The sequence below is a fragment of the Flagellimonas sp. MMG031 genome (assembly GCF_040112705.1).
Taxonomy (GTDB): domain Bacteria; phylum Bacteroidota; class Bacteroidia; order Flavobacteriales; family Flavobacteriaceae; genus Flagellimonas.
The window spans coordinates 2,608,165-2,627,718 of record NZ_CP157804.1; the positions used below are offsets into that span (position 1 = coordinate 2,608,165).

Consider the following 19,554-nt stretch of genomic DNA (forward strand, 5'->3'; position numbering starts at 1 on the left):
CCCTAATTTTCTATGTTCAAATTTAGAATTTTTGATTGTTTGCCCTAACTTCGAGAATGGTTTTATAAACCAAATTTTCATGGAACCACAAAAAATAAGAGCAAAGCTCGGGGAGTTGGCCTCAACTTCTATAAGTGGTAACGACATCAGTTCTTCATGCCTGTACGTATCCGCTTTGGCCGTTTTACATGCGGGGCAATATGCTTGGATTTCTTTATTAATCGTTGGTGTCGTTCTTTTTTTATTTCGAAAAATTTATGGTGAGGTCGTTGGAGCATTACCCATGAACGGCGGCGCCTACAACGCATTACTTAACACGACTAGCAAGGGAATGGCTTCTTTGGCAGCATCCCTGACCCTATTATCATATATGGCTACAGCCGTTATTTCAGCCAATGAAGCCATGGCATATCTCAAAAACATTGTCCCGCAATTACCTGTTATTTTGGCAACAATTGGTCTTTTGGCCATTTTTATGGGTTTGGTCATCATCGGTATTGGGGAATCTTCAAAAGTGGCTATTGCCATTTTCATCTTCCACCTGTCTTCACTCATTCTGCTATCCTCCTTTGCCGGGATGTATCTTTTTGAACATGGTTGGGGAGTTTTTAGCGACAATAACGCCCAACCGGTAAAGCACGGTGCACTAACCATGGCATTGTTCTTTGGATTTTCTGCGGCCATGCTTGGTATTAGTGGATTTGAAAGCTCTGCCAACTTTGTGGAGGAACAAAAGAAAGGGGTGTTTCCAAAAACCTTGCGCAATATGTGGATCGTGGTTACCATTTTTAATCCGTTGATTGCATTTTTGGCCCTGGCCGTTTTGCCCATTTCAGAAATAGAGTCCAATAGCGAGGCCTTATTGTCCATTATGGGAAATCAGGTCAGCGGTGGTTGGCTCTCTTTTTTAGTGTCGCTGGATGCCGTATTGGTGCTGAGCGGTGCTGTGCTCACCTCTTTCGTCGGAGTGTCCGGTTTGGTGGAGCGTATCACTTTGGACAGAATCCTTCCTCCTTTTTTATTGAAGCGGAACAGGAACGGTAGCACCTATCGTATTGCAATCGTATTTTTTATGCTCTGTGTTTCGATCCTATTGATTACGGAAGGAAACCTGGAAGCCTTGGCCGGAGTTTATACCATAGCGTTCTTGTCCGTAATGGCCCTTTTTGGGATTGGGAACATTCTGTTGAAAGTAAGGCGGAAAAACCTCCCACGTCCAGAACGCTCCGGGTGGCTTTCGTTGTTGATTGCTATATTGGCCGTAATTACTGCATTGGTGGGTAATATTATACTAAATCCAGATTATCTGGCAGTTTTCATGGAATATTTATTCCTACCATAGCCTTAGTCTTGGTGATGCTGAACCGAACCGCTTTACTAAAACTTCTTTTACGCCTTATTCGATATTTTTTGGACCCCATCAATCGCTTTATGGTAAAATCTTATCATAGTATCAATCGAGTAATAGACCGTATCAACGATCAGGAGTTCGTGTACTTCACGAAGAAGGATGATGTTTCTGCCTTGAACAAAGTTTTGCTATACATCCGAAATAACGAGCACACCCGTAAATTGAAGATTGTCTCTGTTTTTCCAGAAGGAGAGAAGGCCGCAGACAGTTTTGTTTCTGATTTAAATGTATTGGACAGGGAATATCCTGAAATTAAAATTGAATTCATTCAACTCAACGGAGAGTTTACACCCGATTTAATCAAAGAACTCTCCAACCGTTGGAATATCCCTATCAATTTTATGTTCATTGGAAGTCCCGGAGATAAATTCCCCTATCCACTACAAGATCTCGGCGGTGTAAGATTGATTATTTAATTTGGTACTTTGCGTTCAATATTTTTTTCTTTTAATAGGTCTTGAAAATCCGCCAATATCTTATAAAAATCTTGATAAATGGCCTTTGCGTCTATGCTGCTATAAAAAATAATGTCCCTATTCCCACTGTCACGTGAAGTCCGAACCAATATGCTTTTTGCCAGTTCGGGCCTTAGGTAAGCCGCCGTTAATGCCAAGTCCCAAAGCACCCTACTTTGTCGTGAGCCGTCCAAATGGTCGTCCCATCGTTTTATCAAAAAGCGGCCCAACGCATTATTTCCAATCTTACTGGACAGTTCATCATAATCAATTTCCATATCCACTGCTACATTAATGGGCATAATGTTCATGGTAACTCTTGAATCCAGCAGATAATCCAGCGCAAAAGGGTCCATCAGCGGATTGAAATCGTTTCGCTTCAGAACACCGGTATCAAAATCCATGGTCGTACCCAACCAATATACTTCAAGCTTTTCTACGATTTCCGGTCGAATGAACACCGCTGAGGCGACATTGGTCAAAGCACCCAAAACCAAAATAGTTACCCTATCCTTTTGCTCCGCTTGGGCTATAATTTCGTAGGCTGCGGCCGAGTGTTGCGCCCTATCGCCCCAATCGTACATACGGGCGGGGGCCCCGCGCAAAGTCCTGATCTGCAAATCCATTTCTCCCAGAAGCTGTTGGTTCAGGCGGTGGCTATTTTCCATCGTCCTGTCCACAGCCCAATGGCTGGTTTGCCAATGTGCCGCATTCAAAGCGGTCACTTCTACTGTGGAATCTGCCAGAATTCGGACGAGGGCGTAAAAATCGTCCACCTCATTGCCCGTATCGGCATCCACAATGACTTGCCTTGTTTGTCCAAGTACAAGTGCAGAGCAGCTGAGGAAAAATACAAGCACCAAGATTCGGACGGATACTGGCTTAAGGTTCATTTTCGATAATTTGATTTGTTAAACTTACTGCTTATTTTATCAAAATGGTAATGGGCGTTGGCTTCCTTTTTACATCCCAAATCGCTACATTTGAGGTTTGCTATGATTTATGATCAATTACGAAGAACATATTGAGGTTAAGGGTGCTCGGGTCCATAACCTTAAAAATATAGATGTCACCATTCCCCGGGAAAAATTAGTAGTGATTACAGGGCTTTCGGGAAGCGGAAAATCATCACTGGCCTTTGATACCATTTATGCGGAGGGACAACGTAGATACATCGAAACCTTTTCGGCCTACGCCCGTCAGTTCTTGGGTGGACTGGAGCGTCCCGATGTGGACAAAATCGACGGGCTATCGCCTGTTATCGCCATAGAGCAAAAGACCACCTCCAAATCACCGCGCTCCACGGTAGGGACCATCACCGAAGTCTACGATTTTTTAAGATTGCTTTTTGCACGTGCCGGGGACGCCTACAGTTACAACACGGGCGAAAAAATGGTAAGCTACAGCGATGAACAAATCAAAGATTTGATCATTGAAACCTACAAGGACAAAAAAATCAATGTGCTTGCCCCGGTCATCAAATCCAGAAAAGGACATTACCGTGAACTTTTTGAACAGATTGCGAAGCAAGGTTTCGTTAAGGTAAGGGTCGATGGCGAAATAGTGGACATCACCAAAGGCATGAAGGTCGACCGCTACAAAACGCACGATATTGAGATTGTAATCGATAGATTGAAAGTGGGTGACAGCGAGGATTTTCACAAGCGATTGAGCGAAACCATCAATACGGCCATGTACAGCGGCGATAATGTGCTGATGGTCTTGGAAGAGGGCGAAAAAGTGCCACGGTACTTTAGTCGGGATTTAATGTGCCCCACTTCGGGCATCTCCTATCCCACTCCTGAGCCCAACACCTTTTCGTTCAATTCACCCAAGGGAATGTGCCCCGAATGCAGCGGATTGGGCCATGTGTATCAAGTAAACGAGAACAAAATCATCCCCAACAAAAAAATATCCATCAAAGCCGGTGGACTGGCTCCGCTCGGGGAATACAAAAAGTCGTGGGCCTTTAAACAGTTGGAGACCATAGCCCAGCGCTACAATTTTGACCTTTCCGATGCTATTGAAAAGATTCCGAAGGAGGCCATGGACGTTATTCTGAACGGCGGAAAGGAAAGTTTTGAGGTCGATTCCAAAAGTTTGGGCGTCAAACGGCAGTACAAAATCGATTACGAAGGGATTTCCAATTTCATCAAAACCCAATATGAAGAAGCGAACTCCACTTCCATAAAACGATGGGCCAAAGACTATATGGACAAAGTGAAATGCCCGTCCTGTGAAGGTTCCCGATTACGCAAGGAGTCGCTCTATTTTAAAGTGGATGGAAAAAACATTGCGGAGCTGGCCGAAATGGACATCAACGAGTTGGCGGATTTCTTTCAACATTTGGAGGATACCTTGGAAGGCAACCAGAAAAAAATCGCTGAGGAAATCATTAAGGAAATCAAGGCCCGTGTTGGTTTTTTGTTGGATGTTGGATTGGATTACCTGTCGCTCAACCGTAGTTCTAAATCATTATCGGGAGGTGAGGCCCAACGCATACGATTGGCTACACAAATAGGCTCCCAATTGGTGGGAGTACTCTACATTCTGGACGAACCCAGTATTGGTCTGCACCAACGGGACAATGAACGTTTGATCCATTCCTTGGAGTCCCTGCGTGATATCGGCAATTCGGTTATCGTAGTGGAGCATGACCGTGATATGATCGAAAGTGCGGACCACGTTATCGATATTGGCCCCAAAGCGGGAAAACACGGCGGCGAAATCATATCACAAGGAAAACCAAAGGAACTGATAGACCAGCATACGCTCACCGCACAATACATCACCGGAGAATTGGAGATTCCTGTTCCAGAAAAGAGGCGCAAGGGAACGGGCAAAAAAATTACCCTTTCCGGATGCACAGGAAACAATCTTAAAAATGTGACCGTGGATTTCCCTTTGGGAAAACTCATTGGGGTCACAGGTGTTTCGGGAAGTGGAAAATCCACTTTGGTCAACGAAACCCTCTACCCCATTATGAACGCCCACTACTTTAATGGGGTCAAAAAACCGATGCCCTACAAAAAAATCATGGGGCTGGAGCATATCGATAAGGTCATCGATATCAACCAATCCCCTATCGGACGTACCCCGAGGTCCAATCCCGCTACGTATACCGGGGTTTTTAGTGAAATACGATCGCTTTTCGCCAAAACTACGGAGGCCACCATTCGTGGTTATAAACCGGGCCGATTCAGTTTTAATGTGGCCGGTGGTAGGTGCGAAACCTGCCAAGGTGGAGGGCTTAAAGTGATTGAAATGAACTTTTTGCCCGATGTATATGTGGAATGTGAAACCTGCAACGGTAAAAGATTCAACCGGGAAACACTAGAAATCCGTTACAAAGGAAAGTCCATTGCCGACGTGCTGGAAATGACCATTAATGAGGCTGTTGATTTTTTTGAGAACATTCCAAAAATTCATCGTAAGCTCAAAACAATAAAAGATGTAGGTTTGGGTTATATATCATTGGGACAACAGTCCACTACTCTCTCCGGAGGAGAAGCACAACGGGTCAAATTGGCCACGGAGCTTTCCAAACGGGATACCGGGAACACGTTTTATATCCTCGACGAACCTACAACCGGCTTGCACTTTGAAGACATTAGGGTACTTATGGAAGTACTCGACCGACTGGTGGACAAAGGAAACACCATTTTGGTCATTGAACACAACATGGATGTCATTAAAATGATGGACCATATTATCGATATTGGATACGAAGGCGGTAAGGGAGGTGGCGAAGTGGTTGCAACCGGCACCCCTGAAGAGGTGGCCAAGGACAAGAAAAGTTACACGGCTCGATTTTTGAAGAAAGAATTGGAGAGCACAAAACAGAACATAAAAAGCGCAGTTTAAACAATAGAAGTACTATGCAAATGCGAAAAGAACAACATTCCAAAGGATGGAATGAGATAAAGACGAACGATTCGTGGGCCATATTTAAGATTATGGGCGAGTTCGTCAATGGATTTGAAAAAATGAGCGTTATTGGGCCATGCGTCTCCATTTTTGGGTCGGCAAGGGTGCGCGAAGGCCATCCTTACTATGATTTGGCCGTGAAAATTGCCAAACGGATTGCCGAAGCAGGCTACGGTGTCATTACCGGTGGAGGACCCGGGATTATGGAAGCGGGAAACAAAGGGGCCAATTTGGCAGGCGGCACCTCGGTCGGGTTGAACATTGACCTGCCTTTTGAGCAGCATGACAATCCATTCATTGATAGTGATAAAAGCTTGGATTTTGATTACTTTTTCGTTAGAAAGGTAATGTTTGTGAAATATTCGCAAGGTTTTGTGGTAATGCCGGGAGGTTTTGGCACCTTGGATGAGTTTTTTGAGGCTCTTACCCTTATCCAAACACATAAAATCCATACGTTTCCCATTATTTTGGTCGGTACTGAATTCTGGAAAGGGTTGATGGACTGGATCAAAAACACCTTGGTCGAAGAGGGCAACATCAGCCCCAAGGATTTGGACTTGATCAAATTGGTGGATACCGAGGATGAAGTTATCGAAATCATTGATGCCTTCTACAAAGGCCGAACGTTAAGTCCCAACTTTTAATCCCGTTTGGTATTGGTCCCATCTAGAATACTACTTTGCGTTTTGCTCGTTTTATCCTTTTTGTGCCCCCAACTTTGGGGACAGCACACCAACGAGATAGTGGCCACTTTGGACGACCCAACGAACCAAATACGTATTCGGCAACACTTTACGTACCACAACCAATCGGACAAAGGACTGTCTACCCTTTATTTCAACGATTGGAACCATGCCTACTCCAATAAAAACACGGCTCTTGCCAAACGTTTTGGGGAGGAGTTCAACAGAAGTTTGCACTTGGCAAAGGATAGGGAAAGAGGCTATACTACCATCAAGACTATAGTGGACAACAACTATGTTGGATTGGACTGGAAAAGGGAAGGCAATTCGGATTTTATCACCGTCAACCTGAACGAAGTCCTAAAACCCAATGAATCCATACAACTCTTTTTCACCTACACCATCAAACTGCCGAGCGCCAAATTTACCGGATACGGACATCGGGATGATGGGGGTTACCATTTAAAGGATTGGTATTTTTCCCCTGCTGTTTTTGACGGGGAATGGCATCTGTACAACAACATCAACCTGAACGATATTTATACTGATGTGACCAATACCCGAATCAACTTTACCTTTCCCGAAAACCTGTTTTTGGTGTCAAATTATAGAAAGTCGAGCGTTTCAGGGTTTCCAAATGGGCAATACACGCAATTGATCGGGGACAATAGAAAAAACTGTGAGATCATTTTGACCGTGGATGACCGTTTCACCAAGCACGTCACCGACTTCGTCACCGTTTCCACGGATATCGAATCGAACAAATATGAGGAAATTGCACAGGGCATCTCCATTTTAAAAATTGCGCAGTTCCTTCAAGAAAATATGGGTTCCTATCCGCACGGAAACCTGTTGGTTTCTGAATTTGACTACAACCGCTCGCCGCTCTACGGCATCAATCAGTTGCCTTCTTTCATCAGACCTTACGAAGAACAGTTCCAGTTTGAGATGAAGTTTCTCAAAACGGCTATCCGAAGCTACTTGAAAGAATCGCTCTATTTGAATCCGAGAAAGGAACGCTGGGTAAACGATGCCATTGGGTATTACTTGATGATCAAATACGTGGAAGAGTTCTATCCCGACCAAAAACTGATAGGGAAGCTTTCCAGAATTTGGGGCGTAAGGAGCTTTCATTTGGCCAAAATGGATTTTAACGAGCAATATGCACTTTTCAGCATGCTTTCGGCCCGAAAGAACATCGACCAGGCATTGACCACTTCGAATGACTCCCTGATCAAGTTCAACGAACGTATTGCCAACGGCTATAAGGCTGGATTGGGAATGTCCTACCTATCGGCCTATTTGGGCGAAAAGAAGATAGACAGTACGGTGTTGGACTTTTATAAAAACTACAAACAGCAGCAAAGAGTAAGTGCTGCGGACTTTAGAAAAACCATTGAAAAATATGCGGATAAGGAGGTGGATTGGTTTTTTGAGGAATATGTAGGCTCGGATAAAAAGATTGATTTCAAGATCAAGAGTGTTGAAAAAACCGAGGATTCCATCACCTTTATGCTCAAGAACAAGCGGGGAACCAATGTGCCGATATCGCTTTTTGGACTGGAGAACGACTCTGTAGTCTCCCAATACTGGTTCAGCAATATTGATTCCACCAAGAGCTTTACCATTCCGCGAGGAAGTGAAGACCGTTTGGTGTTGAACTACGACCAAAAGATCCCGGAATTCAACCAACGGGATAATTGGAAAACCTTGAATGGATGGTTTTCCAGCAATAAAAAACTAAAGTTTCAATTTTTTAAGGATACCGAAGACCCTTATTACAATCAGGTGTTTTATGTGCCCATCATGAACTTTAACCTTTATGACGGTGTAACCCCAGGGTTGCGATTGTACAACAAAACCTTCTTGGAGCGCCCATTTGAATATGATATAGCCCCCACCTATTCCTTTTTGGAACGCACCATGGTGGGTAAAGTGGGATTCCGATATCGGAAATATCATAACAAAACAGGTCTTTTTGTGACCAACTACTCCTTCTCGGCCTCCACTTCCCATTTTGAGCAAAATTCAAGGTTTTCTACGGTAACGCCGGCCATTAGTTTTGGATGGCGCCCCAACGATTTATTGTCCAACCGAAGGCAATATCTTCTTTTAAGGTACCGGAATGTGTTTAGGAGCATTGATGAGAGTTTACAGGGAGAACTGGAGACCGACCCTGATTATGGGGTGTTGAATGCACGCTTTACCGATGTGGACAACAGCATAATCAATTACTCCTCTTGGTCCATAGATGCACAACATTCCAGTGAGTTCAGCAAGCTGGCGTTCGAATGGGAATACCGAAAACTCTTCCAGAGCAATAGGCAGTTGAACCTTCGCTTCTACGCAGGAAAGTTTTTGCGCAATACCACGAATTCCAACTTTTTTAGCTTTGCACTGGACAGACCTACGGATTATATGTTCGACCTTGCCTATTTGGGTAGGTCGGAAGATTCCGGAATCTACAGTCAACAGGTAATCATTGCTGAAGGAGGATTCAAATCAAAGTTAGAGAATCCATTTGCGAACGATTGGATTGCCACCACCAATGCCAGCACCAACATTTGGCGTTGGATCGAGGCTTATGGGGATGTTGGCTTTATAAAAAATAAAGGAGAGAACACCCGTTTTGTTTACGACTCCGGTATCCGTCTCAACTTGGTCACGGATTACTTTGAACTTTACTTTCCCGTGTATTCCAACAGAGGTTGGGAAATTGCGCAAAACGACTATGGACAACGTATCCGATTTATTGTTACCTTAAGTCCTAGAACACTTACCGGGCTATTTACCCGAAAGTGGTTTTAATTATCAATTTGACAATGCAGTCGCTTATTTTGGGGTGTTTTTTACAAAATCACCATTTATTGTGATAAATTATTGAGGGTATTTAATTTTATTAACACCGTTCAATATTGCTATTTAGACGGATTTTTAGTAATTTCGCAGAAATCTTAATCAGTCCATGAAACCTAATCCTAGTACAAGCAGCGATATTTCTTTTGACGATTTTAAGTCCCAGATTCTTCAAGATTATGAGACAGCCGTCACCAGCAGGGAATGTAGTGTTCTAGGACGAAGGGAAGTACTTTCAGGCAAAGCCAAATTTGGAATTTTTGGAGACGGAAAAGAACTTCCCCAACTGGCAATGGCCCGGGCATTCCAAGATGGTGATTTTAGGAGCGGATACTACCGCGACCAGACCTTTATGATGGCATTGGGGCACTTGACACCAAAAGCTTTCTTTCATGGATTGTATGCCACTACCGACCTTGAAAAGGAACCCATGAGTGCCGGAAGGCAAATGGGAGGGCACTTTGTAACGCACAGTTTGAACGAGGACGGGACTTGGAAAAACCTTACCGAACAAAAAAATAGCAGTGCGGATATTTCCTGTACCGCAGGGCAGATGCCACGATTGTTGGGATTGGCCCAAGCCTCCAAAATATATCGCCACGTAGAGGGCATTGACCAGACCAACTTTTCCAAAAACGGAAATGAAGTGGCCTGGGGTACCATTGGAAACGCAAGTACCAGCGAGGGTCATTTTTTTGAGACCTTGAACGCCGCAGGAGTCATGCAGGTTCCCATGGTGATAAGTGTTTGGGACGATGACTACGGTATTTCCGTGCCTTCTGAGTTCCATACCACCAAAGGTGATATCTCAGAAGCACTGAGCGGACTGCAACGGGACGATGAAAACAACGGCTACGAAATCCTCAAGGTGAAGGGATGGGATTATACCGCCCTTATCCATACGTTCGAGAACGCATCGGATATTGCACGTGAAAACCACGTGCCCGTGCTCATTCACGTTACGGAACTCACCCAGCCTCAGGGGCATTCCACTTCCGGGTCCCATGAAAGATATAAATCGGCGGAACGTTTGGAATGGGAACGCGAAAACGATTGTAACAAACGGTTCAGGGAGTGGATTCTGGAAAACGGCATCAGTACCGAAGAGGATTTGAAAAAACTGGAACGAGACATCAAACACAAAGTCCGTTCTGCCAAAAAAGAAGCTTGGTCCGAATTTTTAAGGCCACAACTCGCTGCCAAAAAAGAATTGGTCGTATTGCTCGAAAAAGTCGCCAATCAAAGTGCCAATAGGGCGTTCATCAACAAATTGAAAAATGATTTGATCGCAATTGAAGAGCCCTTAAAAAAGGATTTGGCATCCAAATCCAGACAGGCACTCCGTTATTTGTTGGGTGAATCCTTCGCAGAAAAAAAACAACTTCAACAGTGGGTCAACCAATTTTTGGCCACCAACGAACCACAATACAGCTCACACCTATATAATGAAGTGGGTAACAAGGCTACCAACATTGCCCCTATTCCTCCATCATATGCTGATGATGCCGAAGAAGTGGATGGCAGGATCATATTAAGGGATAATTTTGACTCCCTTTTCTCCCAATATCCAGAAGCTTTGATTTTTGGTGAGGATACGGGTAATATTGGGGACGTTAACCAAGGGCTCGAAGGACTTCAGAAAAAATATGGTGAATTGCGAATTGCCGATACCGGAATCCGTGAAACTACCATTATTGGCCAAGGGATTGGAATGGCCATGCGCGGACTGCGACCCATTGCCGAAATACAATATTTGGATTACATTCTGTATGCCGTACAAACCTTAAGCGATGACCTTGCGACCTTGATGTACCGGACCGTTGGCAAGCAAAAAGCCCCTCTCATCGTTCGTACACGAGGGCACCGCTTGGAAGGTATCTGGCATTCAGGCTCACCTATGGGCGGACTGATTCATTTACTGCGCGGAATGTACATTTTGACGCCAAGGAACATGACGCAGGCCGCAGGTTTTTACAATACCTTGATGAAAAGTGATGAACCAGCCTTGGTCATCGAAAGCCTGAACGGTTACCGCCTCAAAGAAAAGAAACCTTCCAATCTGGGTGAATTTTGCACACCTATCGGAAAGGTGGAAACCTTGAAGGAAGGAAACGATATTACGCTGTTATCCTATGGTTCCACACTTCGTATTGTGGAAAAAGTAGCCCAAGACCTGCTGGAGGTCGGTATTGATGCCGAAGTCATCGACGCCCAGTCACTGCTCCCTTTTGATTTGGACCATGATGTGGTGAAAAGCCTCCAAAAAACAAACCGACTGTTGGTCATCGACGAAGATGTACCGGGTGGATGCTCCGCATATCTGCTTCAAGAAGTAGTGGAGAAACAAGGCGGGTATCGTTATTTGGACAGCGCACCACAAACCCTTTCCGCCAAGGCGCACAGACCTGCCTATGCTTCGGATGGTGATTATTTTTCCAAACCCAATGCTGAGGATATTTTTGAGAAAGTGTACCAAATCATGCACGAAGTGGACCCAAAATCATACCCTGAATTGAGGTGATTTTTCTACATCCGTCAACTCAAAGCACCTTTTCATTAATTTATGTTGTTCTATTTAAAACATAATTTATATTTTCACGTGGATTAAATTTCCCCACATGAAAAATAACACTCTGATTCACCTTGGGCTGGCCATACTTCGAATTGTACCATCTGCTTTTATGCTGACCCACGGTTATCCCAAATTGATGAACCTTATCAACGGGAATACTGAATTCGCCAATCCTTTTGGTATTGGACAGGCTCCTTCCCTATTTTTGACGGTTGTAGCCGAATTTGTGTGCCCGTTACTTATCATTATTGGATTTAAAACCAGATGGGCAGCTATTCCAACCGCAATCACCATGTTCGTTGCAGGCTTTATGATTCATGGGGCAGACCCCTTTGGCAAAAAGGAAATGGCATTGCTTTACCTTACCATTTTTGTAGTGATCATGCTGCTGGGGCCTGGTAAATACAGTGTGGACAAAAAGTAAGCTTAGAGTATTTCGGACAAGAGTTCTTTCAGCAAATCGGCCTGCGCCATATTGCTGGCTCCCACACCTTTGCCCTTTAAATCCAATTTTCTTAGGCTGGAGATAACCCCGCTCACCCTTTTCATGGGATAGTTTCGCGCCGCTACCACATACTCATTTACAAAGTAAGGGCTCACGCCCAATACCTTGGCCACATTGCCCGGTGAATGATCCTTTAGGCCATGGTACTGTAGCAATTGCGTAAAAAAGGTGTTCAACAAGGTAACCGTCACTACAAAGGGATTGTCCTTAGGGTTTTGTGCAAAATAGTCTATGATCCGCGAGGCCTTTTTAACATCCCGCTCTCCAATGGCCTTTTTTAATTCAAAGTTGTTGAAATCCTTACTGATGCCAATATGCTCCTCAACCAATTCAGGGGTAATCTCTACATTCGGCGGTACGATCAAGGTCAACTTGTCCAGTTCATTGCTGATTTTACTGAGGTCTGTTCCCAAAAACTCCACAAGCATAATGCACGCCTTGGGGGAAATTCTGTATTGCTTGCCGCCAAGGGTTCTTCGAATCCAGTCGGCCACCTGATTCTCGTAAAGCTTTTTGCTCTCAAACAGCTCTCCCTTTTTCTGAATGGCCTTGTAGAGCTTTTTTCGCTTGTCGAGCTTTTTGTATTTGTAACAGAGTACCAAAATCGTGGTCTGTTGGGGGTTTTCGGCATAAGGTACCAACTGCTCAATGGTACGGGATAGGTGTTGCGCTTCTTTAACGATTACCACCTGATACTGCGCCATCATGGGAAAACGCTTGGCATTGGCGACCACTTCATCGATTGAGGTATCCTTTCCATAAAGCACCATTTGATTAAAACCACGCTCATCCTCCGTTAGCACGTTTTCGGCTATGAACTGCGAAATACGATCAATGTAATAGGGCTCCTCCCCCATTAAAAAATAAATGGGCTTTGGGCTTCCCTGCTTAATTTCCGATACGATTTCCTTTACTTTGTCCATTGAAAATATTTCACCAGTTTTGTCTTATGCAAGACCTTAACTTTCCACCATACTCATTTCGAATCAAAAATAGCCAAAATAGACAGTACATTTTTGACGGTATCCGTAAAAAGTTTGTGGTACTCCAACCCGAAGAATGGGTACGGCAGCATGTGCTCCGGTATTTGGTGTTCACAAAAAACTACCCCAAAAGCCTTATCAACGTTGAGAAACAGCTCCTAGTGAACGAACTTAAAAAAAGGTATGACGTGGTGGTCTACAATCCTGACGGCTCCATATTTTTGTTAATTGAGTGCAAGGCACCGGAAGTGAGGATTACCCAGGCGACATTTGACCAGATAGCCCAGTACAATTATCAATTGGAGGCCCAGCACCTGATGGTCACCAATGGTTTGGACCATTATTATTGCGAAATGGACCATGTGAATGAAAAGTATAGGTTTTTAGAGGATATTCCTGATTTTAGCCGTTAATTTGCCTCCGTTTTGAAAATCGCCGTAGTCATACTCAACTGGAATGGAGAGGCCCTGCTCGAAAGGTTCCTGCCTTCGGTCCTTGAATATTCCAAAGGAACGGATGTTTATGTGGTGGACAATGCCAGTACCGATGGTTCGGTGGCGTATGTTGCACAGCACTACCCCAACATCAACATCATACAGAACAGTTCCAATGGCGGATTTGCCAAAGGGTACAACGAAGGTTTGCAGCACGTAAAGGCAGATGTGTATTGTCTCTTGAATTCGGATGTTGAAGTGACCCCTGATTGGCTGGAACCTATCCAAAATACCTTTAGTACCCAACCAGAGGCGGCCATCATTCAACCCAAAATATTGGATTTGATGCAAAAGGACCACTTTGAATATGCCGGAGCTGCAGGCGGATTTTTGGATAAATTTGGGTATCCGTTCTGTCGGGGACGTATATTTCAGACCATTGAAAAAGATGAGGGTCAATATGATGACATCAGAGAAGTGTTTTGGGCCACAGGAGCTTGCATGTTCATCAAAAGCGATGTGTTTTGGTCACTTGGCGGTTTTGATGAGGATTATTTTGCCCATCAAGAGGAAATCGACCTTTGCTGGCGTGCACAGAATGCCGGGCACAAAGTGTTTTATGTAGGGCATAGCCATGTATATCACTTAGGGGGCAGCACCCTATCCAACATGAACCCCAAAAAAACTTTCCTCAATTTTAGGAACTCATTGTATTCCATCACAAAAAATCTACCGAGGAGACAGGCATGGCCCATTGTGTTTATCCGCCTATTGTTAGATGCCATCGCTGCCCTCCGTTTTATCTTCCAATTAAAATTCGATCATTGCTTTGCCATCTTAAGGGCACATTTCAGTTTTTATGGTAACTTTATCAAAATGTACAGAAAGCGGGAAAAAGCTAATTTTATATTAAAATATTATGTGGCGACATCCATAGTGTGGTCCTATTTCGTACATCAAATAAAGAATTTTAACATTTTAGTAAAAGATTAACGATACCGAAATAAGCGAGCCTTGCTTTTTATCTAATTTTGGTTGAGTTTTTCAAATTTGATATATCTAACAATCCTTAAATTATATTCTGAACTATGAAAAAATTTCTTTTAGGAACATTGGCAATGACCGTTCTTTTATCCTCTTGCGTATCGCAGAAGAAATACGCTGAACTGGAGGCCAAACACAAAGAAACCCAAGACCTATTGAACTCTGCAACCGTTAAATTGAACGATTGCTTGGAAGAAAAAGCTACTGCTGACTCTAGGTTGAAAACCCTCGAAGACCAAAACGCATTCCTTAAGGCAAATAACCAAGAGCTCATCAACAACATGGGCAACTTGACCACTTTGACCACAAAAGGTGCCGAAAACCTTGAAAAGTCATTGGAAAGCCTACGTGAAAAGGACCTTACCATCAGAAAGTTGCAAGATGCCGTTACCCGCAGAGACTCTGTAAACCTTGCATTGGTACAGAGCTTGAAAGGTGTATTGGGCAATTTGGACGACGACGACATCGAAATCAGTGTTGAAAAAGGCGTGGTATTTGTTTCCATTTCCGATAAATTGTTGTTCAGAAGCGGAAGCTACAACGTAACCAGTGCTGCAAAAGAAGTACTTGGAAAAGTTGCCAAAGTGGTGAACAACAAACCAGACTTTGAGTTTATGGTAGAAGGTCATACCGACAACGTACCATACAGAAGCGGTGTTTTATTGGACAACTGGGATTTGAGTGCCAAAAGAGCCACATCCGTTGTTCGTATCCTACAAAACGATTTTGGTGTAGACCCTGCTAGAATGACTGCTGCCGGACGTAGCTACTACGTACCATTGGTAAGCAACGATACCTCTGCAAACAGAGCCAAAAACAGAAGAACAAGAATCGTTGTACTTCCAAAAATCGATCAGTTCTATAACATGATCGAAGAAGGAATGAAAGATCCTGCCATCGGAGGTACCGGTAAATAAGTTATGGCAATAGCTAAAAAAGAAAAGCGGCCAATTAGGCCGCTTTTTTTATATACAGTTATCAATAAATTTCAAGACTGCCCTTGCCCTCTCGTATCACTTCGGGTGTATCCCCAGAAAGGTCGATTACCGTGGAGGCCACATTGTCGCCATATCCCCCATCGATCACAACATCCACAAGGTTCTGCCATTTTTCAAAGATGAGCTCAGGATCTGTGGTATACTCCAGAATATCATCGTCATCCCGAATAGAGGTGGAAACAATAGGGTGTCCCAGCCCAGTTACCAAAGCTCTGGCAATGGAATTGTCCGGTACACGGATACCCACCGTTTTCTTTTTCTTGAAATCTTTGGGAAGATTATTGTTTCCCGGAAGAATAAAGGTATAGGGGCCGGGTAGAGTTCTTTTAAGAATCTTGAAAGTAGCGCTATCAATTTGTCGCACATAATCTGACAAATTGCTCAAATCTGCACAAATAAAGGACCAGTTTGCTTTTTCCAGCTTTACTCCCTTTATCCGGGCAATGCGCTGTAATGCCTTGGAGTTGGTAATATCGCAACCCAATCCATACACGGTATCTGTTGGATAAATGACCAAGCCGCCCTGCCGTAGCACGTCTACCACCTTCTCAACCTGCTTTGGGTTGGGGTTTTCCTCATAAAGTTTGATCAATTCAGCCATAAAAGCAAAAAATATCCAATCGATTGATAACAAAGATACTACAAATCGGTACCACAAAACTACCTGTTAAACCTTTTATAAGACACACAACCCAATAGCATTTAATACATCCGTCAATTGAAAAGGGGGCATTCGTCAATTCAAAAGGGGCATTGATCAATTGGTACCCAAAATATTGATGGAATTGTCACACCTTTAAACCAAAAATTGAACAACGATGAAATCTGTAACATTTAATATCCTTTCCATTGCCATAGTCCTTTCCATGATCAGTTCAAGTTGTGATTTTTCCAAAAAGTCAAAAGAAAACGACTTTAACGCCAGTAATACTTTAGATGAATTGGAGGTGCTATTGACTCAATTAAACCAATTGGACACGATTGATTGCAGAAACATGGATCAAATCGTCAGCATCAACGAAAGCATGCGGAGAATCGTAGAAAACATTCGTTCCGCCGAAAAGTTCGATAAACTGGCAAAAGCCTACAAAACACATCGACCCAATGTCAAATTTGCCGCTTCGGAGGATGGGACTTTTGGTGTTTTCTCCTGGCGTACCAAAATGGACTGTTTAGGAAATCAAATCAAGAATATTGCCCTTTATAAAACGGATAATGGCGTGTTGACCTCCTCCTTGTACGGCACGCCCATGATATACCATAGGGTGAGCAGCAATCCAATGAAAAAAGGAAACTACCTTCTGCATGCCAATAACACCATTAAAGGATACTCCATTTCCAATGGCTATTTGGAAGAGACTCCAATAGACCTAAAAGATGCCTCTTTCGCAGATAATCAACCCTTTGAGGACGAGTAACATTTATTCCTCAGCAGACCTGTTTTTTGAATAAAAACCGATATCATCCAAAACAACAATGCCCAAGCTGTCTCTATCAAACACCAAATTGATGCTCTGCACTTTACCCAATTGCAAACTGTCATTTTGGGACCTAAAGGCAGAAACCGGGACATAACAACTTTTCAACTGAACTTCGGAAGGTTCACCAATCATATCCTTATCCAGGAACTTGAACTTGGTGAACCTTGTTTTGATAATGCCGGGAAGTCTGTTGCTTTGGTCCAATGCAACCGATGCCGAATTCCCCAAGCTATCCTTGAGCATAATACTAAAATTGAACCCTTTTTCCGGTGATTCCAATTTTTCATCATCATCGCTGGATTTCAATTCGGAAATATCGCCCATCGCCATCGAAAGGGCCAGCGTATCGGCCTCGCTAAAATTCTTTAGTGAATCTGAAAGTACTATTTGATAGACGGGAATGGAATCGACAGATGTTGACTTGTCGTATTTCCATCCCAGCACCAAAGCATTGTTTTGCTGACTTCCCCCATCCCTTGACTCCAATTCCGTTTCTCGCCAAACTTTAAAGTTCTTGGCATTTAATGCTATACTGTTGGATGCCTTGGTCACATCGATATCCCCTTCAAAATCGACCAATACTTTTTTATGATTGTCCGCATACTGACTGCGATAGGTTTCCTTTGGTAGCCAATTGTTCACCACATCCACGTTTTTGAACATGGGGCGATAATCCGTGTTGCCCTTGAGCACGGCCTCTGCAAAAGCACTCACATACACCTGGGCCACCTGACGTTGCTCTTCACCTGTAACCAAGGGGTCAAGATTGAGCAACCACTTCATGGGAGCTCCGAAATCCGAACGTCCCCAAGTGGAATTGAATTGGCCATGGTTGGCATGGTTCATATATAATCCTGCTTTAAATCCCTCAAAACCCTCTGAGAACGCCAAACGATGGTACGGCCGCATTCCCCAAAAACTGGTCTCATCCGAATCGAAGGCTCCTTGAATGGACAAATAGTTGATATCCTTAAGGCTTATCTCCCGATTATACCGATAGTCTGTTGGCGCAATCGTCACAATGCCCTTGATCCCAAAATCAAAATCAAAAATTTCATTGCCATTATCCGGGAACCTGTCCAGTTGGTTAAAAGCCGCTGCAATGGATACGGCCTCTCCTCCTCTTGAGTGTCCCACCAGAACAACATTGTCCAAATCCACTTTCCCTTTTAATTCAGGTGAAACACCATTGTTCCATTCCCTCCATTGTTCCAAATGTTTCAATAGCAGCCAACCCCGTGTTGGCATTTCCTTTCCCATAAAATCGCCAGACCAGTGCCCGTTGATAAAGTTCTCATCCACCGAAACCCCAATAATGCCCCTACTTGCCAAGAGCTTTCCTAAATAGGCGTAACCACCATCGGAATAATCGAGCATGCTGTGGTTTCCATGAACCATCATCACCATTGGGAATGGTCCTTTGCCTTTAGGCATGTACACACGCGCATTCAACGGAAAACTATCCACGCCAAAGCCCCAATACTTTTCGCGCCACTTTTTCTTTTTTCCTTTCCACTCGGGAAGCAATCGTGTTGCATCCACAGTAGGTGTTTTCAGTTTGATAGCTGTGGCATATTCGGAACGTTTTTTATCGGTTCCGCTACCATACGTAAATACCTCCACTTCAAAATTGCCCTTATTGGAGGGATTTTGAACTCCCATATCGGCTAGCGTGGTTACATCTATGTTTTCCTGTTTTGATAAATCAGTTGCATAAGGGTCACCGTCGAGACCGCTAAAACCATAAAACCCGAAAACTGTCAGCAAAACACCCACTACAGCGAGGACAGCCCCCAATGGTTTTTTGTTGTTTAGAAAGATGTTCCATATACCGAAAACCAATAATGCCGTACAGATAAATCCGAATACTACCAAGGCATAAAACAGCTGTGAAGGCCACCTAAAGGCAAATTCCCTCAATAAATAGAAGGAAACTAAACCGCCCAATAGCGAAGTAAGCAGCGGTAATGGTATTTTTTTGAAAAAAGGAAGAATCCATGTGAGCAACAACTTAAGGGCAATCACCAAAATTGAACCAATCAGGATTCCAGTCGCCATCATTACCCATGCAGGATAACCGACATCATAATGATATCCAGCTACACCAAAAAGAATGATGACAAGGATGGCAACGGCAATAAAAACAGGCTTGAGCAGAAGATTTTTCATAAAGGGAGGTTGGTTTGGTCAAAATTTCTAAATCTA

General features: G+C 43.7%; 15 protein-coding genes. 11 read left to right on the forward strand and 4 right to left on the reverse strand.

The annotated features are described in order from the left end of the window. Positions 1–79 precede the first annotated feature (79 nt). Positions 80–1,342: an APC family permease gene (locus ABNE31_RS11800; protein ID WP_349351279.1), complete on the forward strand. Its 1,263-nt coding sequence runs from the start codon at positions 80–82 to the stop codon at positions 1,340–1,342. 89 nt (positions 1,343–1,431) lie between these two features. After that, positions 1,432–1,827 (forward strand): hypothetical protein, encoded by a 396-nt coding sequence (locus ABNE31_RS11805; RefSeq protein WP_349351280.1) that lies wholly within the window; start codon positions 1,432–1,434, stop codon positions 1,825–1,827. Here ABNE31_RS11805 and ABNE31_RS11810 read toward each other — a convergent pair. Beyond that, complete coding sequence (locus ABNE31_RS11810) at positions 1,824–2,759, reverse strand: nucleoside hydrolase (RefSeq protein ID WP_349351281.1); 936 nt, start codon at positions 2,757–2,759, stop codon at positions 1,824–1,826. The two genes, ABNE31_RS11805 and ABNE31_RS11810, sit on opposite strands and share 4 nt — an antisense overlap. 109 nt (positions 2,760–2,868) lie before the next feature. Here ABNE31_RS11810 and uvrA point away from each other — a divergent pair, with 109 nt between their 5' ends. From uvrA to ABNE31_RS11835, 5 genes are all read left to right on the forward strand, one after another. Further along, the gene (gene uvrA, locus ABNE31_RS11815) at positions 2,869–5,730 is read left to right on the forward strand and encodes an excinuclease ABC subunit UvrA (RefSeq protein WP_349351282.1); all 2,862 of its coding nucleotides are present in this window, start codon (positions 2,869–2,871) and stop codon (positions 5,728–5,730) included. Between the two features lie 20 nt (positions 5,731–5,750). Next, on the forward strand, positions 5,751–6,437 hold the full coding sequence (locus ABNE31_RS11820; protein WP_179383786.1) for a TIGR00730 family Rossman fold protein: 687 nt from the start codon (positions 5,751–5,753) through the stop codon (positions 6,435–6,437). 42 nt (positions 6,438–6,479) lie between these two features. Beyond that, positions 6,480–9,284: a metalloprotease gene (locus ABNE31_RS11825; RefSeq protein WP_349351283.1), complete on the forward strand. Its 2,805-nt coding sequence runs from the start codon at positions 6,480–6,482 to the stop codon at positions 9,282–9,284. A 157-nt stretch (positions 9,285–9,441) separates the two neighbouring features. Continuing rightward, positions 9,442–11,853, forward strand: coding sequence for a thiamine pyrophosphate-dependent enzyme (locus ABNE31_RS11830; RefSeq protein WP_349351284.1), 2,412 nt, complete (start codon positions 9,442–9,444; stop codon positions 11,851–11,853). Positions 11,854–11,950: 97 nt separating this feature from the next. Then, positions 11,951–12,328 carry a DoxX family protein gene (locus ABNE31_RS11835; RefSeq protein ID WP_293282506.1) on the forward strand — a complete coding sequence of 126 codons (378 nt, stop codon included), beginning with the start codon at positions 11,951–11,953 and terminating at the stop codon, positions 12,326–12,328. Positions 12,329–12,330: 2 nt separating this feature from the next. On the opposite strand, the gene holA is transcribed toward ABNE31_RS11835, so the two are convergent. Further along, on the reverse strand, positions 12,331–13,332 hold the full coding sequence (gene holA, locus ABNE31_RS11840) for a DNA polymerase III subunit delta (RefSeq protein WP_349351285.1): 1,002 nt from the start codon (positions 13,330–13,332) through the stop codon (positions 12,331–12,333). Positions 13,333–13,358: 26 nt separating this feature from the next. On the opposite strand from holA, the gene ABNE31_RS11845 reads away from it, so the two are divergent. The 3 genes from ABNE31_RS11845 to ABNE31_RS11855 all read left to right on the forward strand — a co-directional run bounded on the left by ABNE31_RS11845 (position 13,359) and on the right by ABNE31_RS11855 (position 15,787). Continuing rightward, a complete protein-coding gene (locus ABNE31_RS11845) occupies positions 13,359–13,805 on the forward strand; it encodes a type I restriction enzyme HsdR N-terminal domain-containing protein (protein ID WP_293288069.1) in 447 nt (148 codons plus the stop codon). A 12-nt stretch (positions 13,806–13,817) separates the two neighbouring features. Then, positions 13,818–14,819 carry a glycosyltransferase family 2 protein gene (locus tag ABNE31_RS11850; protein WP_349351286.1) on the forward strand — a complete coding sequence of 334 codons (1,002 nt, stop codon included), beginning with the start codon at positions 13,818–13,820 and terminating at the stop codon, positions 14,817–14,819. Positions 14,820–14,914: 95 nt separating this feature from the next. After that, a complete protein-coding gene (locus tag ABNE31_RS11855; protein WP_179383792.1) occupies positions 14,915–15,787 on the forward strand; it encodes an OmpA family protein in 873 nt (290 codons plus the stop codon). Positions 15,788–15,848: 61 nt separating this feature from the next. Here the strand turns inward: ABNE31_RS11855 and ABNE31_RS11860 are convergent, their stop codons facing one another. Beyond that, positions 15,849–16,469 carry an L-threonylcarbamoyladenylate synthase gene (locus ABNE31_RS11860; RefSeq protein WP_179383793.1) on the reverse strand — a complete coding sequence of 207 codons (621 nt, stop codon included), beginning with the start codon at positions 16,467–16,469 and terminating at the stop codon, positions 15,849–15,851. 217 nt (positions 16,470–16,686) lie between these two features. Between ABNE31_RS11860 and ABNE31_RS11865 the strand changes: the two genes are divergently transcribed. Beyond that, a complete protein-coding gene (locus ABNE31_RS11865; protein WP_349351287.1) occupies positions 16,687–17,286 on the forward strand; it encodes a hypothetical protein in 600 nt (199 codons plus the stop codon). 3 nt (positions 17,287–17,289) lie between these two features. On the opposite strand, the gene ABNE31_RS11870 is transcribed toward ABNE31_RS11865, so the two are convergent. Then, positions 17,290–19,518, reverse strand: a complete 2,229-nt coding sequence (locus tag ABNE31_RS11870; protein ID WP_349351288.1) for a hypothetical protein — start codon at positions 19,516–19,518, stop codon at positions 17,290–17,292. Positions 19,519–19,554 lie beyond the last annotated feature (36 nt).